The organism is Mesorhizobium sp. USDA 4132, assembly GCF_056279545.1.
In genome coordinates this window covers 1,986,411-2,012,824 of record NZ_JBWCCP010000001.1, presented here as the reverse complement: position 1 = coordinate 2,012,824, position 26,414 = coordinate 1,986,411, and the positions used below count along the sequence as shown (strand labels likewise).

The window sequence follows — 26,414 nt, the reverse complement described above, 5'->3', positions numbered from 1 at the left end:
GCGGTCAGTTGCGCAGCCGATAACCCGTCTTGAAGATCCAGCCGAGGATCGACAGGCAGATGACCAGGAAGAGGGTGATCATCCCGAGGCTCACCATCGGGTTGACGTCGGCGATCTCGTAGAAACTCCAGCGGAAGCCGGAGACGAGATAAAGGACCGGATTGAAATGGCTGACCGTCTGCCAGAAGGGCGGCAGCATGTTGATCGAATAGAAGCTGCCGCCGAGGAATGTCAAAGGCGGCACGACCAGCATCGGAATGACGTTGAGCTGCTCGAAATTCTTCGCCCAGATGCCGATGATGAAACCGAACATGCTGAAGGTGACCGCCGTCAGCACCAGGAAAAGCACCATCATGAACGGATGGGCGATGTGAATGTCGACGAAGAACGAGGCGGTGGCGAGGATGATCAGGCCGATGATCAGCCCCTTGGTCGCCGCCGCACCGACATAACCGACGATGATCTCGGTCATCGCCACCGGCGCCGACAGGATTTCGTAGATCGTGCCGGTGAATTTCGGGAAATAGATGCCGATCGAGCCGTTGCTGATGCATTGCGTCAGCAACGTCAGCATGATCAGGCCGGGCGTGATGAACGACCCGTAGGAAACGCCCTCGACCGTCTGAATGCGCGAACCGATCGCGGTGCCGAAGACGATGAAATAGAGCGAGGTGGTGATGACCGGCGAAATGACGCTCTGCAGCAGCGTGCGCCGCAGCCGGGCCATCTCGAAGACATAGATCGACTTGATCGCTTCGAAATTCATGCGTCTTCTCCCACCAGTGCCACGAAAATATCCTCAAGCGAGCTCTGTCGCGTGGAAAGATCGCGGAAATGAATGTCCTGGGCGGCGAGCGTCGACAGCAGCGATGCAATCGTGCCCTGCCCTTCCTCTCCCTGGTATTCGTGGATCAGTGCCGTGCCGTCTTCGGAAAGCGTCAGGTTGTAGGCAGCGAGGCTTTCCGGCAGTACCTTCAGCGGCTCGGACAGTTCGAGCCGGAGCTGCTTGCGGCCGAGCTTCTTCATCAGCGCCGCCTTTTCCTCGATCAGCAGCAGCTTGCCACCGTTGATGACGCCCACCCGGTCGGCGATCTCTTCCGCCTCCTCGATATAGTGGGTGGTGAGGATGATGGTGACGCCGCTTTCACGCAGCTTCTCGACCAGCTGCCACATCTCGCGGCGCAGGTTGACGTCGACGCCGGCGGTCGGTTCGTCGAGGAACAGGATTTTCGGTTCATGGGCGAGCGCCTTGGCGATCATCACCCGCCGCTTCATGCCGCCCGAAAGTTCGCGCAGCATGTTGTCCTTCTTGCTCCAGAGCGACAATTCCTTCAGCACCCTCTCGACCAGCGCCGGATCAGGCTTCTTGCCATAGACGCCGCGGGAAAAGCTGACCGTATTCCACACCGTCTCGAACATGTCGGTCGTCAATTCCTGCGGCACCAGGCCGATCAGCGACCGCGTCTGGCGGAAATCCCGGATGACATCGTGGCCGCCGACCATCACCTTGCCGGTCGATGGATTGACGAGGCCGCAGATGATCGAGATCAGCGTCGTCTTGCCGGCGCCGTTCGGGCCGAGCAGCGCGAGGATCTCGCCTTCCTCGATTTCCAGGTCGATGCCTTTCAGCGCCTGGAACCCGTTCTCGTAGGTCTTGGTAAGTTTATCTATGGAAACGACTGAGGCCATGCGGAACGGTTCTTCCCAAGGATTCTATTTGCGGGATGCGCCGCGAATATAGGCACCCCAACCTTCGAAACCATCCCTTGTGGAAGAATATTGCTGACGGTTTCAGAGGATAATCGACGGGCAGAGCCGCTCCGGAATGACGATCCGGTCTCGACCGCGATATCTCGACCGAAGAAACCGCCGCTGTCATTTTTCCGTGACGTTCCTACAGCATTGTCCCACCAGGCAAGCAACGGTCCCGCCCTTTACGCCGCACGTAACCCCTCGCGCGACCGTCATGACCATAGTGTTTTAGTCTTTCTCGTTTTCCGCTTGCCGCATGCGTACTGTTTTCAAGTATGAGTTCTTCAGTAACCGGAAGCACGGCTCCTCCCCGCGAGCCCGACCTCCACTCTCGCCGGCTCCCTGAGCCGGCTTTCTTTTTTGTGGGTTCAAGCCAATTCCGTTCGGGAGGCCGGGTGAGACCCGACGCGCGATGGGCATGGTCTGCGCGTCGGGTCTCGTGCCGCAGTAGGGGTAAAGCCTGGGGGGCGGACTGCGGCACCACCACTCTTGCGTCGCCGCTGCTTATGGTTCCAGTTTGGTTTCCGCATATGGTTTAAGGAGCGTTAATGTCCACAGGCTCGCCGCAATCGCCATATCCGAAGCGGAAGCTCAGGTCCTGCGTCTGCCGGGCAGCGCATGCCGCCATGCGGTTTCCAGGGCGTCGCGGAGGTCCGCCTCTTCGAGTTCGGAAAGAACCGCCGTCGTCCAGCCTTGACGGCCCCAGGCGTTCTGAACGGGCGAAAAAGCATTCGGCAGCATCTCGCATTTGAACTGCTGCTCGTCGGGCGTGAACCTGAAATTCGCGGTCAGGCCATCGGCCGCAAGCGTCGCGTAGATGCGCCTGACCTTGAACGCCGACCGGTCGAAATGCGGCGCCTCGGACGTTCCTTCGAGCGAGAGGGCCAAGTTGCGGAGCATGTCGGCATCGGCCATCGTCAGACCTCAGTCGCAATAGCGCTTGCCGCCCCTGCGGGAGCGCAGGTCGAAGTGAAAATGGTTCCAGTGTTCCGCATTGCTGCCGGGGCCGAGCACGGTGCTGAAATACTTGCAGCTGTCGCTGCGCACCGCCTTCAGGAGACCGCCCTCGCGCATCGAGAACAGGCCCTTCTTGCGCACGTCGATCTCGTGGCCATCCTTCAGCACGATCTGGCCGATGTCGATGGCGTTGCCCTTGGCATGCTCGGACATCGGATTGTTGAGCTGGTTGCTGTTGTTCATCCGCCGGCAGGAGTAACCGCCCATCGGCACGATCTTCTGGATGCCGGTCAGATAGCGGTAACGGGCGGAAGGCGCGAGCTCGTTCTTCACCCATTTGGCAAAGGCGAGCGTCGTCTGGCAGTTCAGCGTGACGGCCGGCTTGACGTCGATATTGCCGGACAGGCCGGAGAGTTTCACCGGATAAGGCACCCTGCAGCTCGGGCCTGCGTCGATGGGCGGGCGGTCGTCGAATTCGACGCCGAGGCGGCGCAGTTCGGCGCGGCAGCTGACCTCCGACTGCGGCATCACATCGCGCTGCCAGGGCATGTCGCGCTGGCTCATCGGGCCGCTGTCGATCATCGGATTGTTGGGCCGCAGCATTGCCACCTGCTGGGTGCCGGCCGCCGATCTGCTGCCGGGAGGTGCTATGCTCTGCTCATTACCCCAAGCCATGTCGCGATTGGCCGCGTTGCCGCTCGAAAGATCGCCTTGCAGGCCAGCGCCCTGGCGCTTCGGCGGCACCCGCACGCGGTCGTCGTTCATGGGTTGGGAGATCGGCGGGCGGCGCGACTGCAACGCGCGGGGATTGTCGGTGCCGATGCCGTCGACGACGGGCTGGTCGCCGACACCTTCGGCGATATCGGAATCCTCTTCCGCGGCAAGCCCCGTGACGTCGCTCTCGTCGGGGCCGAAACCGAGCTCGGCATCGATGTTGACGCCGTCTTCCGGAATGGTCGTCGGCGCGGCATTGCGGGTCGTGTTGCGCTGTCGGGCGGAGGCCTGCTGCTGCATCGCCTCGTCGCTGTCGATCATCGGCAGGCGGCTCTGGCGCGCGCCGGGTGCCTGCTGCGACATCGGCGCGCCAAGCGGCGCCGACTGCACCGGCTCCGGCGCCCGCAGATAGTGGCCGCCGTCATTGGCCCCGGAGCCGGGATAGGCCGAATTCTGGTAGTTCGAATTCGGATAACCGGTGCCCGCAAGGTTCGGCGTATTTGCGTAATCGACGGCGCGGGCCCCGGAGACCGGCGCGGGGTTCGTCGGATAGGCCTGCTGCGAGGCGGGCTCGCGCGGTATGTCGCGCATCGGCTGGATCGCCCCGACGCGGCCGTTATCGATCGACGCCGGCGGAACGAGATCCCCGGCGGAGCAGGCAGCCAGCATTGTCGGGATCATCAGCGAGCCGATCACCCGCCGAGAAAGGGAAGCATACGCCATACAAGTTTGCCACTCTTCCGGTGCCGAAATGACACACGCTGAGAGTTTAGGCAAAGTCGGTAAATGAACCTTTGAGAAATCAAGGCTCTTTCGTGACCTTTCGGTGCATTTCGAGGTCGTTTCAGGACGCCCGCTGTCCCATTGCCTCCATTCTGGCGATCCATTTCGCGCCACCGAATTTCCTGGCCGCAACACTCCCCACCAAGGCCGCGCGCACCGGCCGGATGCCGACGAAATGCAGGATGCCTGCTTTCAGCGCCTTCAGGCTGTGGCTGCCATAGCCGATCCGATAATACCAGGCGGGCATGCCCATGGTGATCACCACCCGCGCCGACTTGCCCCTCAGAAGCCCGCTGTCGAAGCGTCGGCGGGCGGTGTCGTAAGCAAAGCCCGGCCGCGCCACCTGTTCCAGGAACGCCTTGACCAACGCCGGCATCGAGCCGAGCCAGAGCGGATAGATAAGCACCAGGTGATCGGACCGCCCTATCTTCACCTGCGCATCGACGATCGGCGGGCTCACCGTTCCGTGCTCCTGTTCCTTCTGCGAGGTCAGGAACGGCACGCCCATGCGGGCAAGCTCGATACGCTCGACCGAATGTCCGCCAACCTCGGCTCCCCTGGCATAGGCGTCGGCCAGCGCATGGCAGAGATGCGGCTCTGAGGCGTCCGGATGTCCCTGGATGATCGCGATCCTCGCCATCGTCATTCTCCGTTGAAGATGACGAAGCGTTAAGGACAACTGAGTTTGGTGTATTTGATACTTATCAATGCGGCCGACAGCAAAAGGCCGCCGGGCTTTTTGCGCCGGCGGCCTTGTGTTTTTCAGCGGTAGATCGGTCGATCAGGCGGCGCGAGCGCGGGATGCCTGACCCGAGGTCGCCGCGCGGCCTCCGTTGCCGAGCCTGAAGGCCGAAAGGAGGCCCTGCAGGTGCAGGCTCTGTTCGGCGAGCGTCTGGCTTGCCGCGGTGGTCTCCTCGACCATCGCCGCGTTCTGCTGGGTCATCTGGTCCATGTGGTTGACGGAGGAGTTGATCTCCTGAAGCCCGGTCGCCTGTTCGCGGGCGGCCGTCGCAATCGTGTCCACATGGGCGTTGACCCGCTCGACCAGGGTGGCGATCTCGACCAGCGCATCGCCGGTGGAGCGCACCAGCGCCACGCCGCCTTCCACTTCGCGGGCGGAGTTGCTGATCAGCGTCTTGATCTCCTTGGCGGCATTGGCGGAGCGCTGCGCCAGTTCGCGGACTTCCTGCGCCACGACCGCAAAACCGCGGCCCGCCTCGCCGGCCCGAGCCGCCTCGACGCCGGCATTCAGCGCCAGGAGGTTGGTCTGGAAGGCGATCTCGTCGATCACCGAGATGATCTGGTTGATGCGGTTGGAGCTCTCCTCGATCCGGCCCATGGCGTCGATCGCATTGCGGACGATCTCGCCTGAACGGCCGGCGCTGTCCTTGGTCTCGCTGACCATGGTGCGGGCCTCGACGGCCCGTTCCGACGCGGTGCGGACGGTTGCGGTGATCTCGTCGAGTGCTGCCGCGGTCTCTTCGAGCGCCGCCGCCTGCTGTTCGGTGCGCTTGGACAGATGGCCCGTCGCCCCGGAAATGTCCGAGGCGCTGTCGCGCACCACAAGGCTGGTCTCGGAGATCGCCGCGATCGCCTGGTGGAGCGAACCGACCGCCGCGTTGAAATCGTGGCGGAGTTTGGCATAGTCCTCGCCGATATCGACAAGTGCCACGGAAAGGTCGCCCCCGGCCAGAGCCTCGAGCGCCCGGCCAAGCTCGCTGATCGCGCGCCCCTGGCGTTCGGCAGCGGCCGTCATCGTCCGCTCGTTGTCGGAGCGCTCGCTGGCGATCATGCGGGCCTGTTCGGCCTCGCGGGCCTGCAGCTGGACCCGTTCGTCGACCGAATCGCGCAGCACGGAAAGCGCGCGGGCCATCTCGCCGATCTCGTTCTTCTGTTCGGTGCAGGGCACGGTGACGCGCGCCTCGCCCGATGCGATCGACTGCAGCGCCTGCCTGATCTTGCCGATCGGGCCGGTCACCGTCTTGACCACGAAGGTGGCGCCGGCGATCAGCACCAGCGCGCCGATGCCGAACATCGAGGCGAAGTTGATCGCATCGCGCCGGAACATGGCGTGCAGGTCATCGACATAGACGCCGGTGCCGACGATCCAGCCCCAGGGGGCGAAACCGGCGACATGCGAATATTTCTCGACTGGCTGCTCGGCGCCCGGCTTCGGCCAGTAGTAGTCGACGAAGCCCTTGCCCGTCGGGCTTGCCTTGACGGCGTTGACGAACTCGACGAACAGGAACTTGCCATTCGGGTCCTTGTCGTTCGACAGGTCCTTGCCGTTCAGCTCCGCCTTGATCGGATGCATGATCATCCGCGGCAGCATGTCGTTGAGCCAGAAATAGCCGCTGCCATCGCCGTAGCGCATCACCGAGATGACCGCCTTGGCCTCGGTCTGGGCCTGCTCGCGGGTCATCGCGCCGGAGGCTTCGAGGGCCTGGTATTTCTTGAGCACGGTCAGCGCCACATCGTTCATCTGGGCAAGGCCCGCCTTCCGCTCCCGTTCCGACGAAGCGTAACTCTGGAACAGGCTGAAGACCATGGCGCCGCCGAGGATGACGAGCGACAGGAGCACAAGACTATAAAGGCGCCAGGAAATGGCGAGACGTTGCATGGGACCCCCCTTATGTGCAATTCGCCTTAAATTCTAATGGTCGATGGTTACCAGGTAGTGAAGCCCTGACAAATCGCGGCGAACGCGAATTAGTTCAGCCTAAATAATTGATGTTGAAACGCTTTTTGGCGGAGTTTCCTTCTCCTTCATGTGCGGTTAGTCTCGCGGCGGGAGGAGTCGCCCGAAAACCGCTTCGAAAGAGAGACGACATGACCGAAAATCCCAAGCCGACCGGCGAACTGACGCTCCGGACGCTCGCCATGCCGGCGGATGCCAACGCGGCTGGCGATATCTTCGGCGGCTGGGTGATGGCGCAGATGGACCTGGCGAGCGGCATCCGCGCCGCCGAACGCGCCCGCGGCCGCGTGGTGACGGCGGCGGTCAAGGAAATGGCCTTCGAACTGCCGGTCAAGATCGGCGATACGCTGAACATCTATACGGAAATCACCCGCGTCGGCCGTTCGTCGATCACGCTGACCGTCGAAGCCTGGGCGCAGAGGGCGCGTCACCGGATGATCGAGAAGGTCACGGCAGGGACTTTCATCATGGTCGCGCTCGACGAGGATGGCCGCCCCGTGCCGGTGCCCGCCGAGCAATAGATCGAGGAACAGCCATGGACGTCGCCACCGCCGCCGAAACCTATACGCATATCCGCGTGGTCATGGGCATGGTGGTGAGCCTCAGCCTGGCGCGGTTGCTGAACGGCCTCGCTGGCATCGTTCAGCATCCCGGCGCGGCGCGCATCTACCCCGTCCACCTCGGCTGGGTGGTGTTCATGTTTCTGTTCCTGGCGCATTTCTGGTGGTGGGAATACCGGCTGCACGCCCTGCCGGTGATCGGTTTTGCGGCTTATCTTTTCCTGATCGCCTTCTGCGCGCTGTTCTTCTTCCTCTGCGCCCTGCTCTTTCCGACTTCGATGCAGGATTATGACGGTTACGAACATTATTTCCTGTCGCGGCGAACCTGGTTCTTTGGTTTCCTGGCGGGAATGCTCGTCACCGATCTCGTCGATACGGCTCTCAAGGGTTGGGATTATTTCATGTCGCTCGGCTACGAATATCCGGCCCGCACCGCGTTCTATATCGTGCTCAGCATCATCGCCGCGATCACCACCGACCGGCGTTATCACGCGGCCTTCGTCGTCTTCGCGCTGGCCTACCAGTTCTACTGGGTATTCCGGGTCTACGACCTCCTGACATAGGCACGACCGGCCGGATCACCCCCTCAGATAGGCCGAGGACCTGTCGAAACTCAGGCCGGGGAAAACCTTGGTGGTGAGATTGTCGGGCTCGATCCCGAACTGCCGGTAAAGCATGGCGGCCGCGACCTCGCGGACGTCGCCGGTCGGCATCAGGTCGCGGCGGTCGAGCAGCTTGTCTTCGGAAAGCCCTGGCCATTTGCCCAAGACCCTGCCGCCCGGGATCGCCCCGCCGGCGAGCACCGCAAGCCCGCCGGTTCCGTGGTCGGTGCCGTTGGTGCCGTTCTCGCGGGCGGTGCGGCCGAATTCGGTCATTGCCAGCACCACGGTCTTTTTCCAGGCCTCGTCGCCGAGCGCATCCTTCAGCGTGATTATCGCGGTCGAGAGATCACCGACGGCTTTCCTGAACTGCCCCTGCTGGCCCACATGAGTGTCCCAGCCGTTGATCGAGAAGCTGGCGATCCGGTAGTCCTCGCGCAGCATGCCGCCGGCAAGCCGCGCCATGTCGGCAATACCAGCGCCCCGCCGGTTGTCGGCGTAAAGGGAGTCCGCCGACATGTCGGTCTTCTTCGCCTCCTCCATGGCTTTCGCAAAGGCCGGATCGCCGGCGTAGAGGCGGTCGAGAAAGGCGATCTCGTCTTCGGCAAGCGCGAAATTGCTTTGCGACGACCAGCTATCCGCCTCGTTCGGACCACTGAGGATCAGTTCCATCGACGTATTGATATCGATCGCCTTGCGGCCGTTCGAGCGCGGGATGACCGCGAGCGTGCGGTTCAGCCAGCCGGTGCGCTGGCCCTTGGCGTTGCCGCCGGTCTCCAGCATGTCCTGGCCGTCGAAATGGCTGCGCTGGTCGCGATAGGGCGTCGAGACGGCATGCACGAAGGAGAGCTCGCGCGCCTGCCACAGCGGCACCAGCGCGGAAGCTGCCGGATTGAGCCCGAAGAACCCGTCGAGATCGATGAGCCCGGTATCCGGCCTCAAGCCCAGTTTCGGGCGCAGCGCCGCATAGGCCGGATCGCCGTAAGGCTGGACGAAGTCGAGCCCGTCCATGGCGCCGCGCAGGATGATCGTCACGAAGCGGTTGTCGCCGGGCATCGCTGCAAAGCTCACCGGCGTCAGGAGGGGAGCCGCAGCCGCGCAGCAGGCGCCGGCCAGAAAACCGCGGCGAGACAACGGGAAACTGTCCTGGACGCTCATCTCTTATCTCCTGTTGAATTCAGGGGATGCCAGCACCATCGTGATGCCGTGCACTTTGTTGGGCGCCTGCGCGATCACCCTGCGGGTCTCCGGATGGGCGGCATCGGCAAGTGCGGCCTGCAGGAATTCGGACGGCTCCAGCCTCTGTGCAAAGATGCGCCCGACCATGCGCGACCAGGAAATCCGTTCGCTCAACTGGCTCGGGGTCAGCCACACGTCCGTTTCGTCCGCGAAACCCGCGGGGCTCGGCGGCTGCCAGATCGGCTGGCCCATGCGCTGCAGCGCGCCGAGCGTCAGGGCATTGGCACGCCCCGCCTTCTTCCTGATATCTTCCCTCTTCGCCATACCAGTCAGGTCCATGGCCTTCTGCATCGGGCTCTCGTCCTCGTCGCCATCGTCCATGTCGCGCAGCAGGTTGGCCAAATTCCTCTCCGGCAGATCGAGGGCGCGGAAACCCGACGCCACGAACTCGAACGGCTGCTTGATCTTCTGGCCGGGATCCGACCAGGCCCGCGGATGAGCGAGCATGGCGCGGTAGACCTCGGTCAGATTGCCCTCGCTCTGCGTCCATGCCGCGACCATCACGCCTACCATGTCTTCGGGCGCCTCGTCGGCGACGAAATGCCGGACGAGCTTGCCGCAGACATGCCGCGCGGTCGTGGGGTTGGCGGCGAGGTCCTCGAGCATCAGGACGTGGTCCTGGCCATCGCCTTCGTCGTCCTGATAGGTCCGGCCGAGCAGGTTGACCGGTCCCGCCTCGGCGAGCCGCGGCTGATAGACGACCTGCATGGCGCGGTTGTCCACCGACAGGCCGGTGAGGATCAGTGCCGCGGCCCGCACGTCGTCCTGCGTATAGCCGCTGCCCGCGCCCAATGTGTGCAGCTCCAGCAGTTCGCGTCCGAGGTTTTCGTTGAGCCCCCGGCCGTTCTTGCGGGCGGCGGCGGAATCGGGCCCGACACTCTGGTTCTGGTCGAGATAGATCAACATGGCCGGATGCAGAATCGCATCGGACAGCAATCTCGTAAAGGAACCGCCGATATTGGGGCGAATCGCCTGCGCCTCATAGAGCGGCACGATCATCCGCATCGGCAGCGACTTCATCACGCTGGTCGAAAAATGGTCGACCCAGAAACTCGCGAGGCGCTCATAAAATCCGAGCGGCGAATGGATCGCCTGGGCAAGCCGCGCCATGGCATCCTGCCGATAGATGCGCCGCGCCTCGGTCCGGGTCGCCTTGCGGACATCTTCGTTCGGATTGCCGGCCTGACGGGCTTTCGCCTCGGCGGCGAGCAACGAGACGACACGGGTTGCAGTGTCCAGCCGGCCACTCACACCCTCGCGCGGAAAGCGAGGCTTTTCGGAAGCCCCTTCCTCGATCTGCGCCAGCAGTGCTTCGACATCGCGGGGCGGCTCTTCGCCGGGACGAAGGCCATAACCGTATCGGATAGCGGCCAGGGTCGGGTTGAGAAGAGCCATTGGATTACTCCTCGTTTGACTCGCTTAGAGTCCCGAACAAATGTGGTGGAAACCAACAGGAATTGCGGCCATTTCGTGACATGGACAATTTGTAATTCGTGACCGCGCGGGAAGTTCCAGCAGTGCGGGAGAAATCGGATCGACTGCGGGATCTACCAGCTATCGGTACAATCGAACGGCATCCGCCCAATATTGAGGCGCCCCGAACGGCCGGTTACCTTTTCATTCAGGATAACCCGGCTGGGTTGAAGAAGATCCCTCGAATGCAAGACTTTCTTATCGCTGCCGTTGGATAGTGTCGGCATAGGAACTCCAGCCCAAGCAGATCGATGGAAGCCGAATTCAGAACAGGTCAGATCGACCCGGCCCTTGCACTGGACGTGAAGCGAGCACAGGCTTCGACCATGCTCGAGCGCCTGACCTCGACGCTCGCCACCAATGCCGCGATATCCGCCTCGGCGCTTTTCGTCACCACGATCGATCGTGGCCTGACCCTTTCGGCCGGCCTCTGGTTCACGGCGGTGATCGCAAGCCTGGCCCTGCGCGTCGTCATGGCGTCGATCCTGAAGCGTTGGGAAACCGTGGAACATGCCCCGCAACAGGCGCTGGACGTGCTGACCGTCGGGGCACTCTTGAGCGGGCTCGCCTGGGCGGCCCTTCCGCTGACCGTGCCCGATTTCAACGCGCTCGACGGAGACAGCGGCCTCTATTTGATCATGTGTGGCATGGCGACCGGCGCGGTCCTGATGGGTGTCGGGCACAACCCGGTTTCGCTCGCCTTCGCCATACCGCCCAACATTTCCGTGATGGTGTCGCTTGCCGTCACCGGCAGCGCCAGCGGCTGGCTCCTCACCATCGACGTCGTAGCGCTGACGATGGTGCTGATCCGCAGCAGCCGTACCAGCGAGGCGACCTTCGTCGGCAACGTGCTCGGCAAACTGAAGGCGACGGCGCTTGCCGATTCCCTCTCCAGCGCCAATTCGAACATCCTGCGCGCCAACTACCGGCTGGAAGTGCTCGCCAATTGCGATCCGCTGACCGGGCTTGCCAATCGTACCGCCTTCAATACCGCCCTCGATACGGGAATTTCCGCCGCAAGGCTGGAGGAGGAACAACTCGCCCTTCTCATCCTCGATCTCGACCGCTTCAAGACGGTCAACGACACGCTCGGCCACAGCGCCGGCGACGCGCTGCTCGTCGAGGTCAGCGACCGGCTGCGTTCGGCGGTCGACGGCAACGGCGTCATCGCCCGGCTCGGCGGCGACGAGTTCGCGATCATCCTCGGCGGCTCGGATGCCGCCGAAACCGCCCGGGGCCTGGCGAAGCGCATCCTCGAGCACAGCCGGCAGCCGGTCATGCTCGAGGGCCAGCCGACCGTGGTCGGCACCTCGATCGGCCTGGCGCTCTTCCCGCTGCATGCGGATACGGCCGAGGATCTGTTCATCAGCGCCGACATGGCGCTCTACAGGGCCAAGGACGGCGGGCGCCGCCAGTGGCGCGAATTCGAGCCCGCCTTCCGCTCCCAGGCCGACCGCCAGAACCAGATCGAGCACGAACTCGCCGATGCGCTCGATGCCGGCGACCTCGAAGCGTGGTTTCAGCCGCAGGTCGACCTCTCCTCCCAGCAGATTACCGGTTTCGAGGCGCTGGTGCGCTGGCACCACCCCTATCTCGGGCCGATCGCGCCGCCGGAAATCGTCGCCGCCGCGCAGGCCGCCAATCTTGCCGACCGGCTGACCGCGACGGTCGCGGAAGCCGCCTGCCGGCTGCTCACCCGCCTGCCCGCGCTCGGCCTGCCGCGGGCGACCGTCGCCATCAACGTCTCGCCGCGCGAATTCGACCTCTATTCGGTCACCGACGTGCTCGACCGCATCACCGCCGCCCACCGCATCGATCCGGCGCTGTTCGAGATCGAGATCACCGAGGAGGCAATCCTCGACACGCTGGTTGCCGGCGAGCAGCTGAAGCGCATCGAACGGTCCGGCTACAAGCTCGCGGTCGACGATTTCGGCGCCGGCCATTCCTCGCTCGCCTATCTCGTGGCGCTCAAGGTCGACCGCCTGAAGCTCGACCGACGGTTCATCACCAACGTGCATCAAAGCCGCCAGAACCAGGAAATCGTCGGCGCCATGGCCGGCCTCGGACGGGCGCTGTCGATGGAAGTGGTGGTCGAAGGGGTCGAGAGCGAGGAAGAGGCCAACGCCCTGAAAGCGCTCGGCTGCCAGTTCGCCCAGGGCTATTTCTTCGGCCGCCCGATGCCGGCCGAACGCATCCCCGGCTGGATCGAATGCCGCCGCGCCGTCACCGAGCGCCAGGTGGCGTAGCCCGCCGCCTCCCCAAAATCTGTTTCCCTTTTGTACTCGTTTTATGACCTGCCCCTCTTCACTTTCGCGACGAGTCTCTCCATATTCGCGGCATGGCCAGATCACCGAAAAAATCGCCCACCTCGAACCTGAAAAATCACGACGGTTTCGAGGAGGCCCCGCAATCGTCGTTCGAGGGCGCACCGCTTTCCGGTTCGGTTTCCGACTGGGTGAGGCAGCTTGAGGCCGAAGCGGAAGCGTCCGGTGTCGAGACGCAGCGCGAGATTGCCTCCAAGGCCGGCAAGCATCGCAAGAGAATAGAGATCGCGGCGCGCGAGGAAGCCATCAAGGCCGCCAAGTCGGCCCCGACCACTGCCAAGAACACCACCGCCTCGAAGACCGCCCGCGGCGTATCGATCGGCGCCTCGTCCGATCCGAAGACGCGCGCCCGCGCCGGCCTCAACCCGGTCGCCGGCATGGATACGTCGCTGGAGGAGGCCGAGAACCTTGCCTCCGGCGCGGTCACCGCCACCGTCGAGGCGCTGTCGGCGCTGATCGAGAGCGGCAATCCGCTGTTCAAGGACGGCAAGCTGTGGACGCCGCACCGCCCCGCCCGGCCGGAAAAATCCGAGGGCGGCGTCACCATCCGCATGTCCTCCGACTACGAGCCGGCGGGCGACCAGCCGACCGCCATCCGCGACCTCGTGGCGGGCATCAACGATAACGAGCGTTCCCAGGTCCTGCTCGGCGTCACCGGCTCGGGCAAAACCTTCACCATGGCCAAGGTGATCGAGGCGACCCAGCGCCCGGCCGTGATCCTCGCCCCCAACAAGACGCTGGCCGCCCAGCTCTATTCCGAGTTCAAGAACTTCTTCCCCGACAACGCGGTCGAATATTTCGTCTCCTATTACGACTATTACCAGCCGGAAGCCTATGTGCCGCGCTCCGACACGTTCATCGAGAAGGAATCGTCGATCAACGAACAGATCGACCGGATGCGCCATTCCGCCACCCGCTCGCTGCTGGAGCGCGACGACTGCATCATCGTCGCCTCGGTCTCCTGCATCTACGGTATCGGCTCGGTCGAGACCTATACGGCCATGACCTTCCAGATGTCGGTCGGCGACCGATTGGATCAACGTCAATTGTTGGCAGACTTGGTGGCCCAGCAATATAAGCGCCAGGACATCAATTTCGTGCGCGGCTCGTTTCGCGTGCGCGGCGACACGATCGAAATCTTCCCGGCCCACTTGGAAGATGCCGCCTGGCGCATCTCGATGTTCGGCGACGAGATCGATGCGATCACCGAGTTCGATCCGCTGACCGGCCACAAGGTCGGCGACCTGAAATCGGTCAAGATCTACGCCAATTCGCATTACGTCACCCCGCGCCCCACCCTCAATGGCGCGATCAAGGCGATCAAGGAGGAGCTCAAGCACCGGCTCGCCGAGCTCGAAAAGGGCGGCCGCCTGCTCGAGGCGCAGCGGCTGGAACAGCGTACCCGTTACGATATCGAGATGCTGGAGGCGACCGGCTCCTGCGCCGGCATCGAGAACTATTCGCGTTACCTGACCGGCCGCAATCCCGGCGAGCCGCCGCCGACCCTGTTCGAATACATCCCCGACAACGCCCTGCTGTTCATCGACGAAAGCCATGTCTCGGTTAGCCAGATCGGCGGCATGTACCGGGGCGACTTCAGACGAAAAGCGACGCTCGCCGAATACGGTTTCCGCCTGCCGTCCTGCATGGACAACCGGCCGCTGCGCTTCGAGGAATGGGATGCGATGCGCCCGCTAACCGTCGCCGTCTCGGCCACGCCCGGCAACTGGGAGATGGAACAGTCCGGCGGCGTGTTCGCCGAACAGGTGATCCGCCCCACGGGCCTGATCGACCCGCCGGTGGAAGTCCGTTCCGCCCGCTCCCAGGTCGACGACGTGCTCGGCGAAATCCGCGAGACCGCCGCCAAGGGGTATCGGACGCTGTGTACGGTGCTCACCAAGCGCATGGCCGAAGATTTGACCGAATACCTGCATGAACAGGGTGTTCGCGTGCGCTACATGCATTCGGACATCGACACGCTGGAGCGTATCGAGATCATCCGCGATCTTCGCCTCGGTGCTTTCGACGTGCTGGTCGGCATCAACCTGCTGCGCGAAGGCCTCGACATTCCCGAATGCGGCTTCGTCGCCATCCTCGACGCCGACAAGGAAGGTTTTTTGCGCTCGGAAACGTCCCTTATCCAGACCATTGGACGTGCCGCCAGAAACGTCGACGGCAAGGTCATCCTTTATGCCGACAAGATCACCGGCTCGATGCAGCGCGCCATGGACGAAACCGCCCGCCGCCGCGAAAAGCAGATGGAATACAATACCGCCAACGGCATCACGCCGGAATCGGTGAAGGCCAGGATTTCCGACATCCTCGACTCGGTCTACGAGCGCGACCACGTCCGCGCCGACATTTCCGGCACCTCCGGCAAGGGTTTTGCGGATGGCGGCCACCTGGTCGGCAACAATCTGCAGGCCCATCTCAACGCGCTCGAAAAATCGATGCGCGACGCCGCCGCCGACCTCGACTTCGAAAAGGCCGCCCGCCTGCGCGACGAGATCAAACGCCTCAAGGCCGCCGAACTCGCCGTCATGGACGACCCGATCGCCCGCGACGAAGCCCGCGCCATCGAAGGCAGCGGTGGCAAGGCAAACGGCAAGGTTGGAAACGGCAAAGGCGGAGCAAAACCCCGCCGCGAGTCCCCTTCTACCCAGCGGGGAGAAGGTGCCCGAAGGGCGGATGAGGGGGAAGCCGCACCCTCGACCTCCCTCTTCGCCAAACCCAACCTCGACGACATGGGCCGCGACATCGCCGAACCCGCCAAGCCATCACTGTTCCGCAAGAACGACCTCGACGAAATGACCGTCGGCCGCACCGAAAAACCGGTCACCGGCAAGCTTCCACCAAAACCGTCATCCTCAACCTCACCTCCGTCATCCTCGGGCCCGACCCGAGGATCCACCGACGACCCCCGCCCCCTCGTGCGCGGCAAGGTCGGCGCGGGAAGTTATGAGGATGCGGGCGAGCAGAAGCGGAAGAGCCGGACCAAGGGGAAGACGGGGCGGCCTGGAAGGTAGGTGCAACGCCTCTTCGCACTAGAGTACGCCGCTATCCAGCCAGATGGATCGTGTGCTTTGCGATAGCTGTAGTAAAAATAGGCGAGATACCGCCTAGCTCAAGCGAAGCACAGAAAGTTAGTCGCTTCGACGCCCTACTTGCAGCCAAATATAGCCGAGATAGATTTCGTCTCCGCCGCAAAGGGCCGAGATCATTTTCATCCACTGTTCGACGATCGGCATGAATCACAATGACGTCATCAAATTGCAAGCCAGATACAAACTCCGGGGAGCTATAGATAAAACGTTTTCCGGCGTATCTTATACCATTGAGATCTTCTCTGCTCTCAATTGAAATAAACTCGCCACTGTGTCGACCCGCATCCCTATACACAGCATAGAGAATCTCATTCATACAAATTATACATACTCGCCGGCCGCTCCCGAGGGAGGATGCACGGCCATGAGCATACGCAAAGGCCCACTCATACATTTTTTGATTGGTATTGAATTCTCTTAGTTCGGGCACATCTCCGTCATCAACCAAGCTCTCACCAATGTGCCGATCCATTTGGTCCAGAAATTCCACCTCAGCAAACGAAACAGCCATATCCGCGATGCAGTGGGCAATTTGAGGAGTAAATCTGAACACCTCGTTTAGTTCCACAAGATCACTTCCATCGGCTGTCCTTCCTATCCAGCTGGAAGTCGATTTGCCATCAGTTACTAAGCTGGAGAAGTAGTCGCGTGTCGTCTGTTTAAGATCGTACGCCATAAACATCGGTTGGCGGCCACCAAAGACACCCGTTTGCCTCATAAGAGGCTTTAGAGCCATGCGCTCAAGAGGAGTAAAGAGGTGAAGTTCATCAACGAAGAGAGCGTCATATCCCTCTCTCTCCATCAAATTGTCCCAAACATTGGAACTCAAGAATGACACGAAATCAGCCACGAGTTGGTCAACGCTTATAACCCGCATTTCGCGAAGCTGCTCTCGATATCGGCGATGAATATCCAGTAATATCTTTCGCTCACCTGACTTCTCAAGTGAGACCATCCATTCCGGGCGAGGTGCGTTTATGTAGTCAGTTGCCTTACTATTTCCTGACCTAATTCCTTCGGCATCGAGAACAGCCATTATTTCATTCATAACTTCATATAGAAACCTATCCTTCGCCGCCGGCTCATCTGTCAGCATTCGATTGATGAAATCAGGTGAGGATTCATCTGCAAACTGCGTGGCTAGTGTCAGCCGAGCAGATGTGATAATGGATTCTACCAATTCTCTCTGCATAATGCGCCCAGAATACGCGTCGATGTCGATGGGACTAACGCCTCTCTGCTCTCTCTGCACGAAGTCAGAAGCTATTTCAAATATAGTTGCTACTTTTGCAGACGCGAACATCGCACGTCCCCTGGCATCCTCTTTGTCTAATTGATGTATAAGGTCTTTGACTAGATCTGCGGTAACTTTTGAGTGCGTAAGAAAAAGCATCCTAATATTTTTGTGATCAGCTTCAAACGATATAAAATCACGAAGGAATTTTACTATAAGTGAAATCGTTTTACCTGTTCCGGCCGCACCCCGAAGCCTCACAGATTGGGAGTAATCTTTATTCAAAAATATTCTTTGGGCATTGGTGAGCCTCCTATCGACCCACTCCTCCAAAGACCACCCGTGCCCGATAACATTACTGGGTGGTTCTATTTCAACCAAGCCATCAAAATCCTTCTTTTTAAAATCAAGCGACTCATATTTAATAAAAGCGTCAACTATATTATTATTAAATTCGTCGTATGGAACCTTCTCTATAACTACGTTCGAAAATTCTATATTTTTGCTATTTATTGCGTATACATATATATGTTGGCCACCGTTGAAGCGGTCTTCATAAAAAATTCGTGCTCCGCTACCTTTTGCAGCCGTATAAGCGAAAAATGACCCACGCTTACCCCCATCGGTATACAGCCCCCATTTCACGGGCAACGATACATCGTTCTCAAATTTGCTTATAGCTAGGGTGATTATACGTTCAAATGGGTCGTAGCTATTTGGCTTGGCATTCGAAAGAGCACATCTGGCACCATTTATGACAATAAATCTTCCTTCCAGTTTAGAATTTCTGCAAAGAACGAATATCGTATTTCCTAGCGTAACAGACGCAAGGCCTGAATTCGGTTCGCAGAGCGTGAAGCTTTTGAAAAAGCTCTCAGACACCGGTGACCTAGCTATTATTCGAGCAGCATTTTCTTCTATGGCAATGTTTAGATCAGGCATCGTTTTCATCCACTTCATAAGCTTCGCAAATCATAGAAATGATCTCAGACCTATCAATCTCGAAATTTGTCGCCAAACCTATGCGGGAAAACACATTTGAGAATGCTTGCGCCACGGCATATCGAACAGCATCGCTCAAGGATCCAGTTTTGAAGGCCACGTAATGCTGGCCGTCTTCAGGTAGTTTATTTCGGCTGAGAGCGACAGCATCTACTGGGAAAGATTGAGGCAATCTAAGCATAGCCACGAATCCTAAACCCGGAGCACCTGGTAAATCATTTAGAAAGAAATGCTCTAGCTTCATTGTTGTTAACGACTGGCGGATTTTACTGTCAAATTTCGTGTTCCTTAATTCGCAAATTTTCCTGAAGGACTGGACGGCATTCATTTTCCCAGACGCATATTGTTGAAGAATTTTCAAGGAAGGTATTCTTCCTAACCCTTCATAACGCCCCTCTAATACATCTGTGGGGGTATCGAAAATATAGGAATGGAAGAACTCCTCATCTATCTCGTAGCTAGGCAGATCGCAAAACCTCTGGCACAATTTCTCGATTTCTTTTTGACATTGTTCCTGAAAATATACTTCCTCGATGTATTCTTTAACAGACAGTATGGGAACCACAGTTAGAAACTTACCGAATTTGTCATTCCATAAATCGCAATCTGCGGTCAAAACAAAGGCATATCTCCAACCCGTCAAGTTATCGTCTAAGCTAGACAATATATCGCCCTGCCTAAGATTGATGTAGTCCCCTTTCAAAATCACCCCTCCTACAACTATAGACTGCATATTGAGCACTTAAAGAACGGTGTCAACTATGTTCGTCGTAAGCAAACGCTCCCCTCGCCGATGAGTATTCATTTCTGGAAAAATGCGGAGAGGTCAGTCAGTGCTCGCTCGCTAACCACCAACCCACCCACCCACTATCCTTCCACCCCTCCCTCGCCTAAACATCTCCTCACATCAAACGGGGAACGACTCATCCATGCGCATGCCGGCCATCGTCTTCGGACTGCTGTTTTCCCTGCTGGCTGCGGCCGGCGCCGAGGCGCGGGTCTACAAGTCGCCGCAGGCGCTGATCAAATCGCTGTATGCCGACACGATCGACCCGGCCGAGGACGATGCGCCCTCGCCCTATTCCGCCTATTTTTCCGATGCGCTCAACGAGAGCCTGACGGCGAATGGCGAGGCGGTGGATTTCGATCCGATCCTTGCCGGGCAAGATGGCGTCGCCAGCAATGTCCAGCTTTCCCCGCCGATCGTCCTCGGTAACAGGGCCGAGCTGGAAGTGTCCTTCCGCAACGGCAAGCGCTCGGCGACGCTCTTCTATACGCTGGTGCGCGAAAACGGCGGCTGGAAGGTGGACGACATCGCCGACCAGTCCGGCGACGACCCCTGGAGCCTTCGCGACCTTTTGGGGCAGTAGGGGGCGGGTTTTACGCGGCGGGGGCACCACTTCTCCTTTTTCCGGCCCGGACTTCTCCCCCGCGGCCTTTCGGCGGTACCTTTCCTTCCTCATTCCTGTGCCTGTCACAGGAATCCAGCAGCGCCGCGTCGGCGGCGCGTAAGACTCTACTTCCCTCGCCCGGACCCGAAAAATATCCTCTCGCCGTGCAGACGCACGGCGGCTGGATCCCTGTGACAAGCACAGGGATGAGGAGGAGAGCTGGCATTTCGCCTTGTCCGATACGGGGATGCTGCCGAACATCTCCTCCAACCTTTTCAGCACTTTAACTCCATCCACATCCTCTCTCATCCCCGCCCTCCCGGCCCGTGCCTAAAATCCCCCCGTTCCGTCGCGGATACACCGGCAGGCGTGCTGGCGAGGCGGGACCGGCGCGGACGTCAAGGGCAAGACGCAAAACCTTGGCGTTCGGGTTCGCGGAAAATGGTCTCCCTCCGGCGACGCGGGACGGATGAGAAGCTGTCGGACCGACTTCTCGTTCGTTTTCCGTCATGGTGCGCCGGGCGTGCCTGTGAGGCACACAGGGTGATCGGGGCCGCGCCGCGCGGCGTCCGAGGGTTTTTCAAAAAACCCGGATTGTGCGGTGCAGGTGGAAGACGATGCCGGGCGGCAGTCATGGCCTGCGGCATCCTGGTCTGCGAGCGTGCATGACGCCCTCTTCGGAGGGGCACGCAACCGTTCCCACACCCCCCGTCATCGCAGAGGGACCGAAGTCGCGGATATTAACCGCCGAACGGGGCGCTGAGAGGTGTCACTTATTACTTATCTTACGAGGCAGCTTTCAGCGCCCCGTCCGATCCTCGGGTCTCGCTTTGCTCACCCGGGAATGACGAAAAGAAACTCAAGCTCGCCAAGGGAGGAGTGTGTCCGATGGATCCCGCCCTTCCCGTCCATATGCCGAGACAGGCCGAGGAGCCCATGGCTAGAGAACAATTGCCCGAACAACCACTATCCAGTGAGCGGCCTGCACCGCTCGAAGACCGCATCAGCCGCCGCCTCGCCGATATTCTCGGCATGCCGCAGATCTGCCGGCGCCGCGCGTGCCGACGGACCGGGCGTTGCGCCGCCGAAGTCTCCACCGCGGGCGAACCCGCCTGCATCGGCGTCCTGCAGGATTGTCATCGCGAATTGTTTATCGTCCAGAAACGGATCGCCGCCCTCTGTGCCGAGCGCTTCTCCGCGCGGCGGGGTCTGCCGGGAGTGGTCGACACTGGGCAGTCTTTCATGCTGCGGCAGGGCGCCTGCGCAGCCGTCTCCGCGCTTTGCGACAGCCAAGCGGTCCGCCCCGCGGTTCGGGGATGGCTGCGCCGCATCCGCCTTCCTCCACCCTCCCCGCCTCCCCGCAGCATCGCCGGAGCCTTCGAGAGGTTCGGCGAGTTCCTGCCGGAGGAGGACGATGGGGGGCAGTAGAGGGAGTGGATCGCGGCGGATTTGACTCGGGGAGATGAGTCCAAGGAGGCGCATATGCGGCACCGCCTCCCGGCCCTTCGCTTCGGCTCAGGGCGTTCGACGCTCAAAACGCTCCACTGAAGCGTTTTGCCGGCCGCAGGCCGTCGCGTCTCACCCCACAAACGCCCGTTCGATGACGAACTCGCCGGGCTTGTTGTTGGAGCCTTCGACGAGGCCGGCCTTTTCGAGCAGGTCCTTGGTGTCCTTCAGCATCGCGGTCGAGCCGCAGATCATGCCGCGGTCGACTTGCGGGTCGAGCGCGGGGACGCCGAGGTCGGCGAACAGCTTGCCGTTCTCGATCAGGTCGGTGATGCGGCCGCGATATTTGAAATCCTCGCGGGTCACGGTCGGGTAATGCTTGAGCTTGGTCCCGACGATCTCGTGCAGGAACTCGTGGTTGTTGATCTCGTGCACCAGGTCGAAACCGTATTTCAGCTCGGCGACGTCGCGGCAGGTATGGGTTAGGATGACCTCCTCGAACTTTTCGTAGGTCTCGGGGTCGCGGATGAGGCTCGCGAAGGGCGCGATGCCGGTGCCGGTCGAGAACATGTAGAGCCGCTTGCCGGGTGTCAGCGCGTCGAGCACCAGCGTGCCGGTCGGCTTCTTGCGCATCAGCACCGTGTCGCCCGGCTTGATCGCCTGGAGATGCGAGGTCAGCGGACCGTCCGGCACCTTGATCGAGAAGAATTCCAGCTCCTCGTCCCAGGCCGGGCTGGCGATCGAATAGGCGCGGTAGACCGGCTTGTCGCCGACCATCAGCCCGATCATCGCGAACTCGCCCGAACGGAAGCGGAAACCGGCCGGCCGGGTCATGCGGAAGCGGAACAGGCGGTCGGTATAATGCTCGACGGCAAGCACCGTCTCGGCATAAACGCCGTCCGGGATCTTTGCCTGAACCTGGGCCACTGCGAATTCTTCCGTCTTTGCTGGAGCGTTCATGCCTATCGGTCTCTTCGTCTCGTCGTTCTTCGCAGAAGCGAAATATACCATCTGGTCCCGCATTTGAAGGCATCCGCGTGCCTTTGTCGCGGGCCTTTCAGAAAATGTGTGCGGGAAATTCACCTTTCGGCCGATTGTCCCCTGGCCTCAGGCCGTCACCGTGCGGCGGCGCCAGCTGTAGCCCTCGCCCTTTTCGGCGTGGCGGGCCGTTGGCTGGTAGTGTTCGGCGATGCCCGGCAGCCGGCCCTCCTCGAGCCGTTTCAGCGCCGTGGCGTTCTTCACCGAAAAGCTGTCTATGCCACAGCGCAGCATCAGCGGCACCTGATCGATCAGCACGTCGCCGACCGCGCGCAACTCGTTCCTGTAGCCGAGCCGGTCGCGCAGCAGCGAGGCATGCGAAAAGGCGCGGCCGTCGTTGAAGGCCGGGAAATCCACCGCGACGATCTCGATGCGGTAGAGATAGGGTTCGAGCTTGCGCACGTCGTCCGCCGGGCGGATCAGCACGCCGAGGCCGACATCGTTGCTCTCCTCGGCCCGCGCGATCATCTCGTCGAGCGGCAGCAGCACCTTCTGGTCCTCGGTCGCCTTGACCTCCTCGGTCTCGATCACCCAGGGGTCGTTTTCGACGAAGCCGGTTTCTCTCCAGAGTCTGGTCATTTACGCAGCCTCCGCCTTGGCATCGCCATAGAGCGCTTCCTTGAAAGGCTGCGGCCCGACACGGCGATAGGCTTCGAGGAAGGTCTCCTCCTTCGAGGTACGGAGGCCGAGATAGGTGTCGACGATGGTTTCCACCGCGTCGGTGACCTTGTTCGGCTCGAAACCTCGGCCGATGATCTCGCCGATCGAGGTGTTCTCGTCGCCGGAACCGCCAAGCGTGATCTGGTAAAGCTCGGCGCCCTTCTTCTCGACACCCAGAAGGCCGATATGGCCGACATGGTGATGGCCGCAGGCATTGATGCAGCCGGAGATTTTTATCTTCAGCTCGCCGATCTCGGCCTGGCGCTCCGGCGATCCGAAGCGGGTGGAGATCTCCTGCGACAGCGGGATCGAACGGGCGTTCGCCAGCGCGCAATAGTCCAAGCCCGGACAGGCGATGATGTCGGTGATCAAGCCTGCATTAGCGGTCGCGAGATTGTGGGCCACCAGCGCCCGGTAGAGCGGCTCGAGATCGGCCAGCGCCACATGCGGCAGGATGACGTTCTGCTCGTGGCTGATGCGGATTTCGTCGAAGGCGAATTCTTCCGCCAGATCGGCGATCGCGTCCATCTGCACGTCGGAAGCGTCGCCCGGAATGCCGCCGATCGGCTTCAGCGAAATGGTCACCATGCCGTAGTCGGGATGTTTGTGCGGTTTGACGTTCTGGTCGACCCAGCGGGCGAAATTCTCGTCGGTCTTTTTCCAGCCGGCGAGCTGCGGCCAGCCTTCGGCGCGATCGACCAGGGCCGGCGGCGCGAAATAGGCGGCGATTGCCTGGATGTCTTTCTCCGGCAGCTTCAGCTCGGTGCCCTGCAGATGGGAGAATTCCTCCTCCACCTGGCGGGCCAGTTCCTCGGCTCCGGTCTCATGGACGAGGATCTTGATGCGCGCCTTGTATTTGTTGTCGCGGCGGCCATGCAGATTATACACGCGCATGATCGCGGTCGTATAGGAGAGCAGGTCTTCCTCGGGGAGGAAATCCTTGATCTTCTTGGCGATCATCGGGGTACGGCCCTGCCCGCCGCCGACATATACAGCAAAACCGATTTCCCCGGCCTCGTTCTTCTTCAGGTGCAGGCCGATGTCATGCACCTGGATCGCGGCGCGATCGCGTTCGGCGCCGGTGACGGCGATCTTGAATTTGCGCGGCAGATACGAGAATTCCGGGTGGACCGACGACCACTGGCGCAGGATCTCGGCGTAAGGCCTGGGATCGGCGACTTCATCAGCGGCGGCACCGGCGAAATGGTCGGCGGTGACATTGCGGATGCAGTTCCCCGACGTCTGCAGAGCGTGCATCTCGACGCTTGCGAGCTCGGCCAGGATATCCGGCGTGTCGGAGAGTTTCGGCCAGTTATACTGGATGTTCTGGCGGGTGGTGAAATGGCCATAACCGCGGTCGTATTTACGGGCGATATGGGCGAGCATGCGCATCTGCCTGGCATTGAGCGTCCCATAAGGGATCGCGACGCGCAGCATATAGGCGTGAAGCTGGAGGTAGACCCCGTTCATCAGGCGCAGCGGCTTGAACGCGTCCTCGGCCAGCTCACCGGCGAGGCGGCGGCCGACCTGATCGCGGAACTGCTCCACGCGGCTCGAAACAAAAGCGTGGTCGAATTCGTCGTAACGGTACATGACTTCCTCAAACTGCGATGAAGGCCGGATCGGCGGGGCGGTAGCCGGCAGCATATTCCATGGTCGGGCCCTGGGCACGAATACGTTCGCGAAGACGCAGCGGCCAGAGCTTGCCGTCCTGCTCCTGCACGTCGATGACAGCGACGTCAACAACCAGGTTCTGCGCAAAATCGCGCTTGCCGATCGCTTCCAGCGAGGCCACGGCCTCGGGATGGCGCGCGACGATCGCGTCCTGCAGGTTTTCCACCCATTGGCCGCTCGCATCGAGCCAGACGGCGATGCCGTCGGAAAGGCGGTTGGCGGTCAGAACCTTGTCAGTCATCTTGTCTGTTCCATTTCCTCGCGAACCGGAATCTTACCATGAGAAAGCGGTTCGGACTTTTCGAAATTCGCACCGGCGACGGCTTCGCCGATGATCACCATGACCGGACCGGAAAGATCGTCGCGCGCTTCCAGATCCGGCAGTTCGCGCAGGACCCCGTGGAAAAGCCGGCGGTCGGCGCGGCTGGCATTCTCGATCACGGCCACGGTGGTTTCCGGGGCAAGGCCGGCGCCCATCAGGCGTTCGGCGACGGAGGCGGCAACCGTGCGGCCCATGTAGACGGCGATCGTCGCGCCCGAGATCGCAAGGCTTGCCCAGTCGGGCAGGACGTCGCCGGTGAGGTCATGGCCTGTGGTGAAGATCAGCGACGAGGCGACGCCGCGCAGCGTCAGCGGCAACTCGAAATCGGCGGCAGCGGCAAAGGCCGAGGTGATGCCCGGTACGATCTCGTAAGTGACACCCGCGTCGCGAAGTGCCGCCATTTCCTCGCCGGCGCGGCCATAGACCAGCGGATCACCGGACTTGAGGCGGACGACGCGCTTGCCTTCACGGCCGAGCCCGACCAGCAGCTTGTTGATCTCATCCTGGGATTTCGAATGGCAGTTCTTGCGCTTGCCGACCGACAGGCGCTCGGCGTCGCGGCGGCCCATGTCGACGATCGCCTGCGGCACCAGCGCGTCAAAGACGATCGCATCGGCTTCCATCAGCACGCGCTGGGCGCGCAGCGTCAAAAGATCTTCGGCGCCCGGGCCGGCGCCGACCAGCCAGACATGGCCCGCGGCGCGACCGGTGTTCGACAGAAGCGCATTGGCCGAGCGGCGGGCGGTGGCAATATCGTTGGCATCGACGGCGCTGGCGACATCGGCGGAAAAGAAACGGCGCCAGAAGATGCGGCGCGATACCCCGCGCGGCACCAGACGTTCGGCGGCATCGCGATATTCCGCGGCGAGCCGCGCCAGGGCACCGAGCGACGGCGACAGCATCTGGTCGATGCGGGCGCGGATCATCTGGGCGAGAACCGGGCCGGCACCTTCCGTACCGATGGCAATGGCGACCGGCGCTCGGTTGACCAGGGCCGGCGTGTAGAAATCGCAGAAATCGGGCTGATCGACCGCGTTGGCGGGAATTTTTTCAGCGCGGGCGGCAATGACGATCGCACGATCCAGTGCGGCGTCGCCGGTGGCGGCAAACACCATCACCGCGCCCTTGACCTGATCTGCGAGCTGATCCGGCGAAAAATCCGAATGAATGGTGTCGATACCCTGAGCGGCCAGCCAGCCGGCATAGTCCGCATCAGGTGCGGAGACATAAGCGACGATCTCTGCGTCGGTGTTGCGCAACAGCCGGGCCTTGGCATAGGCTTCGTCACCATTGCCGAACACGACAACGCTCCGTCCGCTGACGCGGAAGAAAGCCGGGAAGACCGACAGGCGTTGTTGGCTTGGTGACATGCGGGTATCCTGAATCATATGTCAGCAATATCCACAATAACGCATCGGAATTGAAGGAATGGATATGCAAACTG

General features: G+C 61.3%; 21 protein-coding genes. 6 read left to right on the top strand and 15 right to left on the bottom strand.

Annotated features, from left to right (window positions below):
* Positions 1-4 precede the first annotated feature (4 nt).
* From ACZ9IU_RS10460 to ACZ9IU_RS10435, 6 genes are all read right to left on the bottom strand, one after another.
* Positions 5-766 carry an ABC transporter permease gene (locus ACZ9IU_RS10460; RefSeq protein WP_038542707.1) on the bottom strand — a complete coding sequence of 254 codons (762 nt, stop codon included), beginning with the start codon at positions 764-766 and terminating at the stop codon, positions 5-7.
* Positions 763-1,689: an ABC transporter ATP-binding protein gene (locus ACZ9IU_RS10455; RefSeq protein WP_038542706.1), complete on the bottom strand. Its 927-nt coding sequence runs from the start codon at positions 1,687-1,689 to the stop codon at positions 763-765. The genes ACZ9IU_RS10460 and ACZ9IU_RS10455 overlap by 4 nt, the downstream gene beginning before the upstream one ends.
* 654 nt (positions 1,690-2,343) lie before the next feature.
* A complete protein-coding gene (locus ACZ9IU_RS10450; protein WP_038542704.1) occupies positions 2,344-2,667 on the bottom strand; it encodes an MmcQ/YjbR family DNA-binding protein in 324 nt (107 codons plus the stop codon).
* 9 nt (positions 2,668-2,676) lie between these two features.
* Positions 2,677-4,146, bottom strand: a complete 1,470-nt coding sequence (locus ACZ9IU_RS10445) for an extensin-like domain-containing protein (protein WP_038542703.1) — start codon at positions 4,144-4,146, stop codon at positions 2,677-2,679.
* 121 nt (positions 4,147-4,267) lie between these two features.
* Positions 4,268-4,846, bottom strand: coding sequence for an NAD(P)H-dependent oxidoreductase (locus ACZ9IU_RS10440; protein WP_197569345.1), 579 nt, complete (start codon positions 4,844-4,846; stop codon positions 4,268-4,270).
* A 141-nt stretch (positions 4,847-4,987) separates the two neighbouring features.
* Positions 4,988-6,826, bottom strand: a complete 1,839-nt coding sequence (locus ACZ9IU_RS10435; protein WP_038542700.1) for a methyl-accepting chemotaxis protein — start codon at positions 6,824-6,826, stop codon at positions 4,988-4,990.
* Positions 6,827-7,035: 209 nt separating this feature from the next.
* Here ACZ9IU_RS10435 and ACZ9IU_RS10430 point away from each other — a divergent pair, with 209 nt between their 5' ends.
* On the top strand, positions 7,036-7,425 hold the full coding sequence (locus ACZ9IU_RS10430; protein ID WP_038542698.1) for an acyl-CoA thioesterase: 390 nt from the start codon (positions 7,036-7,038) through the stop codon (positions 7,423-7,425).
* 14 nt (positions 7,426-7,439) lie between these two features.
* A complete protein-coding gene (locus ACZ9IU_RS10425; RefSeq protein WP_038542696.1) occupies positions 7,440-8,027 on the top strand; it encodes a hypothetical protein in 588 nt (195 codons plus the stop codon).
* 15 nt (positions 8,028-8,042) lie between these two features.
* Here the strand turns inward: ACZ9IU_RS10425 and ACZ9IU_RS10420 are convergent, their stop codons facing one another.
* Complete coding sequence (locus tag ACZ9IU_RS10420) at positions 8,043-9,221, bottom strand: DUF1501 domain-containing protein (protein ID WP_038542694.1); 1,179 nt, start codon at positions 9,219-9,221, stop codon at positions 8,043-8,045.
* A gap of 3 nt (positions 9,222-9,224) precedes the next feature.
* Positions 9,225-10,697, bottom strand: coding sequence for a DUF1800 domain-containing protein (locus ACZ9IU_RS10415; RefSeq protein ID WP_038542692.1), 1,473 nt, complete (start codon positions 10,695-10,697; stop codon positions 9,225-9,227).
* 329 nt (positions 10,698-11,026) lie between these two features.
* On the opposite strand from ACZ9IU_RS10415, the gene ACZ9IU_RS10410 reads away from it, so the two are divergent.
* Both ACZ9IU_RS10410 and uvrB read left to right on the top strand, forming a co-directional pair.
* Entirely contained in the window at positions 11,027-13,021 is a 1,995-nt protein-coding gene (locus tag ACZ9IU_RS10410; RefSeq protein ID WP_051899702.1) for a putative bifunctional diguanylate cyclase/phosphodiesterase, read from the top strand.
* Between the two features lie 92 nt (positions 13,022-13,113).
* The gene (gene uvrB, locus ACZ9IU_RS10405; RefSeq protein ID WP_038542690.1) at positions 13,114-16,125 is read left to right on the top strand and encodes an excinuclease ABC subunit UvrB; all 3,012 of its coding nucleotides are present in this window, start codon (positions 13,114-13,116) and stop codon (positions 16,123-16,125) included.
* Between the two features lie 31 nt (positions 16,126-16,156).
* Here uvrB and ACZ9IU_RS10400 read toward each other — a convergent pair whose 3' ends face one another.
* Both ACZ9IU_RS10400 and ACZ9IU_RS10395 read right to left on the bottom strand, forming a co-directional pair.
* Positions 16,157-18,379 (bottom strand): UvrD-helicase domain-containing protein, encoded by a 2,223-nt coding sequence (locus tag ACZ9IU_RS10400; RefSeq protein ID WP_157885121.1) that lies wholly within the window; start codon positions 18,377-18,379, stop codon positions 16,157-16,159.
* On the bottom strand, positions 18,372-19,142 hold the full coding sequence (locus tag ACZ9IU_RS10395) for a hypothetical protein (protein WP_157885120.1): 771 nt from the start codon (positions 19,140-19,142) through the stop codon (positions 18,372-18,374). Before ACZ9IU_RS10395 ends, ACZ9IU_RS10400 begins: the two co-directional genes overlap by 8 nt.
* Before the next feature lie 226 nt (positions 19,143-19,368).
* Here ACZ9IU_RS10395 and ACZ9IU_RS10390 point away from each other — a divergent pair, with 226 nt between their 5' ends.
* Together ACZ9IU_RS10390 and ACZ9IU_RS10385 are read left to right on the top strand one after the other, a co-directional pair.
* A complete protein-coding gene (locus ACZ9IU_RS10390; RefSeq protein WP_038542684.1) occupies positions 19,369-19,809 on the top strand; it encodes a DUF3828 domain-containing protein in 441 nt (146 codons plus the stop codon).
* A 957-nt stretch (positions 19,810-20,766) separates the two neighbouring features.
* The gene (locus tag ACZ9IU_RS10385; RefSeq protein ID WP_498957133.1) at positions 20,767-21,258 is read left to right on the top strand and encodes a hypothetical protein; all 492 of its coding nucleotides are present in this window, start codon (positions 20,767-20,769) and stop codon (positions 21,256-21,258) included.
* A gap of 150 nt (positions 21,259-21,408) precedes the next feature.
* Here ACZ9IU_RS10385 and ACZ9IU_RS10380 read toward each other — a convergent pair whose 3' ends face one another.
* The 5 genes from ACZ9IU_RS10380 to cysG form a co-directional block, all read right to left on the bottom strand.
* Positions 21,409-22,236, bottom strand: a complete 828-nt coding sequence (locus tag ACZ9IU_RS10380; protein ID WP_038549132.1) for a ferredoxin--NADP reductase — start codon at positions 22,234-22,236, stop codon at positions 21,409-21,411.
* 147 nt (positions 22,237-22,383) lie between these two features.
* Positions 22,384-22,893: a DUF934 domain-containing protein gene (locus ACZ9IU_RS10375; RefSeq protein WP_038542680.1), complete on the bottom strand. Its 510-nt coding sequence runs from the start codon at positions 22,891-22,893 to the stop codon at positions 22,384-22,386.
* Entirely contained in the window at positions 22,894-24,567 is a 1,674-nt protein-coding gene (locus ACZ9IU_RS10370; protein WP_038542678.1) for a nitrite/sulfite reductase, read from the bottom strand.
* 7 nt (positions 24,568-24,574) lie between these two features.
* Entirely contained in the window at positions 24,575-24,889 is a 315-nt protein-coding gene (locus tag ACZ9IU_RS10365; RefSeq protein WP_038542676.1) for a DUF2849 domain-containing protein, read from the bottom strand.
* Positions 24,886-26,340, bottom strand: a complete 1,455-nt coding sequence (cysG, locus tag ACZ9IU_RS10360) for a siroheme synthase CysG (protein WP_038542674.1) — start codon at positions 26,338-26,340, stop codon at positions 24,886-24,888. Before cysG ends, ACZ9IU_RS10365 begins: the two co-directional genes overlap by 4 nt.
* Between the last annotated feature and the right edge of the window lie 74 nt (positions 26,341-26,414).

What these genes read in the sequence shown, in the direction of transcription:
- ACZ9IU_RS10460 (WP_038542707.1), bottom strand. Translation starts at nt 766, where the DNA reads ATGAATTTCGAAGCGATCAAGTCGATCTATGTCTTCGAGATGGCCCGG.
- ACZ9IU_RS10455 (WP_038542706.1), bottom strand. Translation starts at nt 1,689, where the DNA reads ATGGCCTCAGTCGTTTCCATAGATAAACTTACCAAGACCTACGAGAAC.
- ACZ9IU_RS10450 (WP_038542704.1), bottom strand. Translation starts at nt 2,667, where the DNA reads ATGGCCGATGCCGACATGCTCCGCAACTTGGCCCTCTCGCTCGAAGGA.
- ACZ9IU_RS10445 (WP_038542703.1), bottom strand. Translation starts at nt 4,146, where the DNA reads ATGGCGTATGCTTCCCTTTCTCGGCGGGTGATCGGCTCGCTGATGATC.
- ACZ9IU_RS10440 (WP_197569345.1), bottom strand. Translation starts at nt 4,846, where the DNA reads ATGGCGAGGATCGCGATCATCCAGGGACATCCGGACGCCTCAGAGCCG.
- ACZ9IU_RS10435 (WP_038542700.1), bottom strand. Translation starts at nt 6,826, where the DNA reads ATGCAACGTCTCGCCATTTCCTGGCGCCTTTATAGTCTTGTGCTCCTG.
- ACZ9IU_RS10430 (WP_038542698.1), top strand. Translation starts at nt 7,036, where the DNA reads ATGACCGAAAATCCCAAGCCGACCGGCGAACTGACGCTCCGGACGCTC.
- ACZ9IU_RS10425 (WP_038542696.1), top strand. Translation starts at nt 7,440, where the DNA reads ATGGACGTCGCCACCGCCGCCGAAACCTATACGCATATCCGCGTGGTC.
- ACZ9IU_RS10420 (WP_038542694.1), bottom strand. Translation starts at nt 9,221, where the DNA reads ATGAGCGTCCAGGACAGTTTCCCGTTGTCTCGCCGCGGTTTTCTGGCC.
- ACZ9IU_RS10415 (WP_038542692.1), bottom strand. Translation starts at nt 10,697, where the DNA reads ATGGCTCTTCTCAACCCGACCCTGGCCGCTATCCGATACGGTTATGGC.
- ACZ9IU_RS10410 (WP_051899702.1), top strand. Translation starts at nt 11,027, where the DNA reads ATGGAAGCCGAATTCAGAACAGGTCAGATCGACCCGGCCCTTGCACTG.
- uvrB (WP_038542690.1), top strand. Translation starts at nt 13,114, where the DNA reads ATGGCCAGATCACCGAAAAAATCGCCCACCTCGAACCTGAAAAATCAC.
- ACZ9IU_RS10400 (WP_157885121.1), bottom strand. Translation starts at nt 18,379, where the DNA reads ATGCCTGATCTAAACATTGCCATAGAAGAAAATGCTGCTCGAATAATA.
- ACZ9IU_RS10390 (WP_038542684.1), top strand. Translation starts at nt 19,369, where the DNA reads ATGCGCATGCCGGCCATCGTCTTCGGACTGCTGTTTTCCCTGCTGGCT.
- ACZ9IU_RS10385 (WP_498957133.1), top strand. Translation starts at nt 20,767, where the DNA reads ATGGCTAGAGAACAATTGCCCGAACAACCACTATCCAGTGAGCGGCCT.
- ACZ9IU_RS10380 (WP_038549132.1), bottom strand. Translation starts at nt 22,236, where the DNA reads ATGAACGCTCCAGCAAAGACGGAAGAATTCGCAGTGGCCCAGGTTCAG.
- ACZ9IU_RS10375 (WP_038542680.1), bottom strand. Translation starts at nt 22,893, where the DNA reads ATGACCAGACTCTGGAGAGAAACCGGCTTCGTCGAAAACGACCCCTGG.
- ACZ9IU_RS10370 (WP_038542678.1), bottom strand. Translation starts at nt 24,567, where the DNA reads ATGTACCGTTACGACGAATTCGACCACGCTTTTGTTTCGAGCCGCGTG.
- ACZ9IU_RS10365 (WP_038542676.1), bottom strand. Translation starts at nt 24,889, where the DNA reads ATGACTGACAAGGTTCTGACCGCCAACCGCCTTTCCGACGGCATCGCC.
- cysG (WP_038542674.1), bottom strand. Translation starts at nt 26,340, where the DNA reads ATGTCACCAAGCCAACAACGCCTGTCGGTCTTCCCGGCTTTCTTCCGC.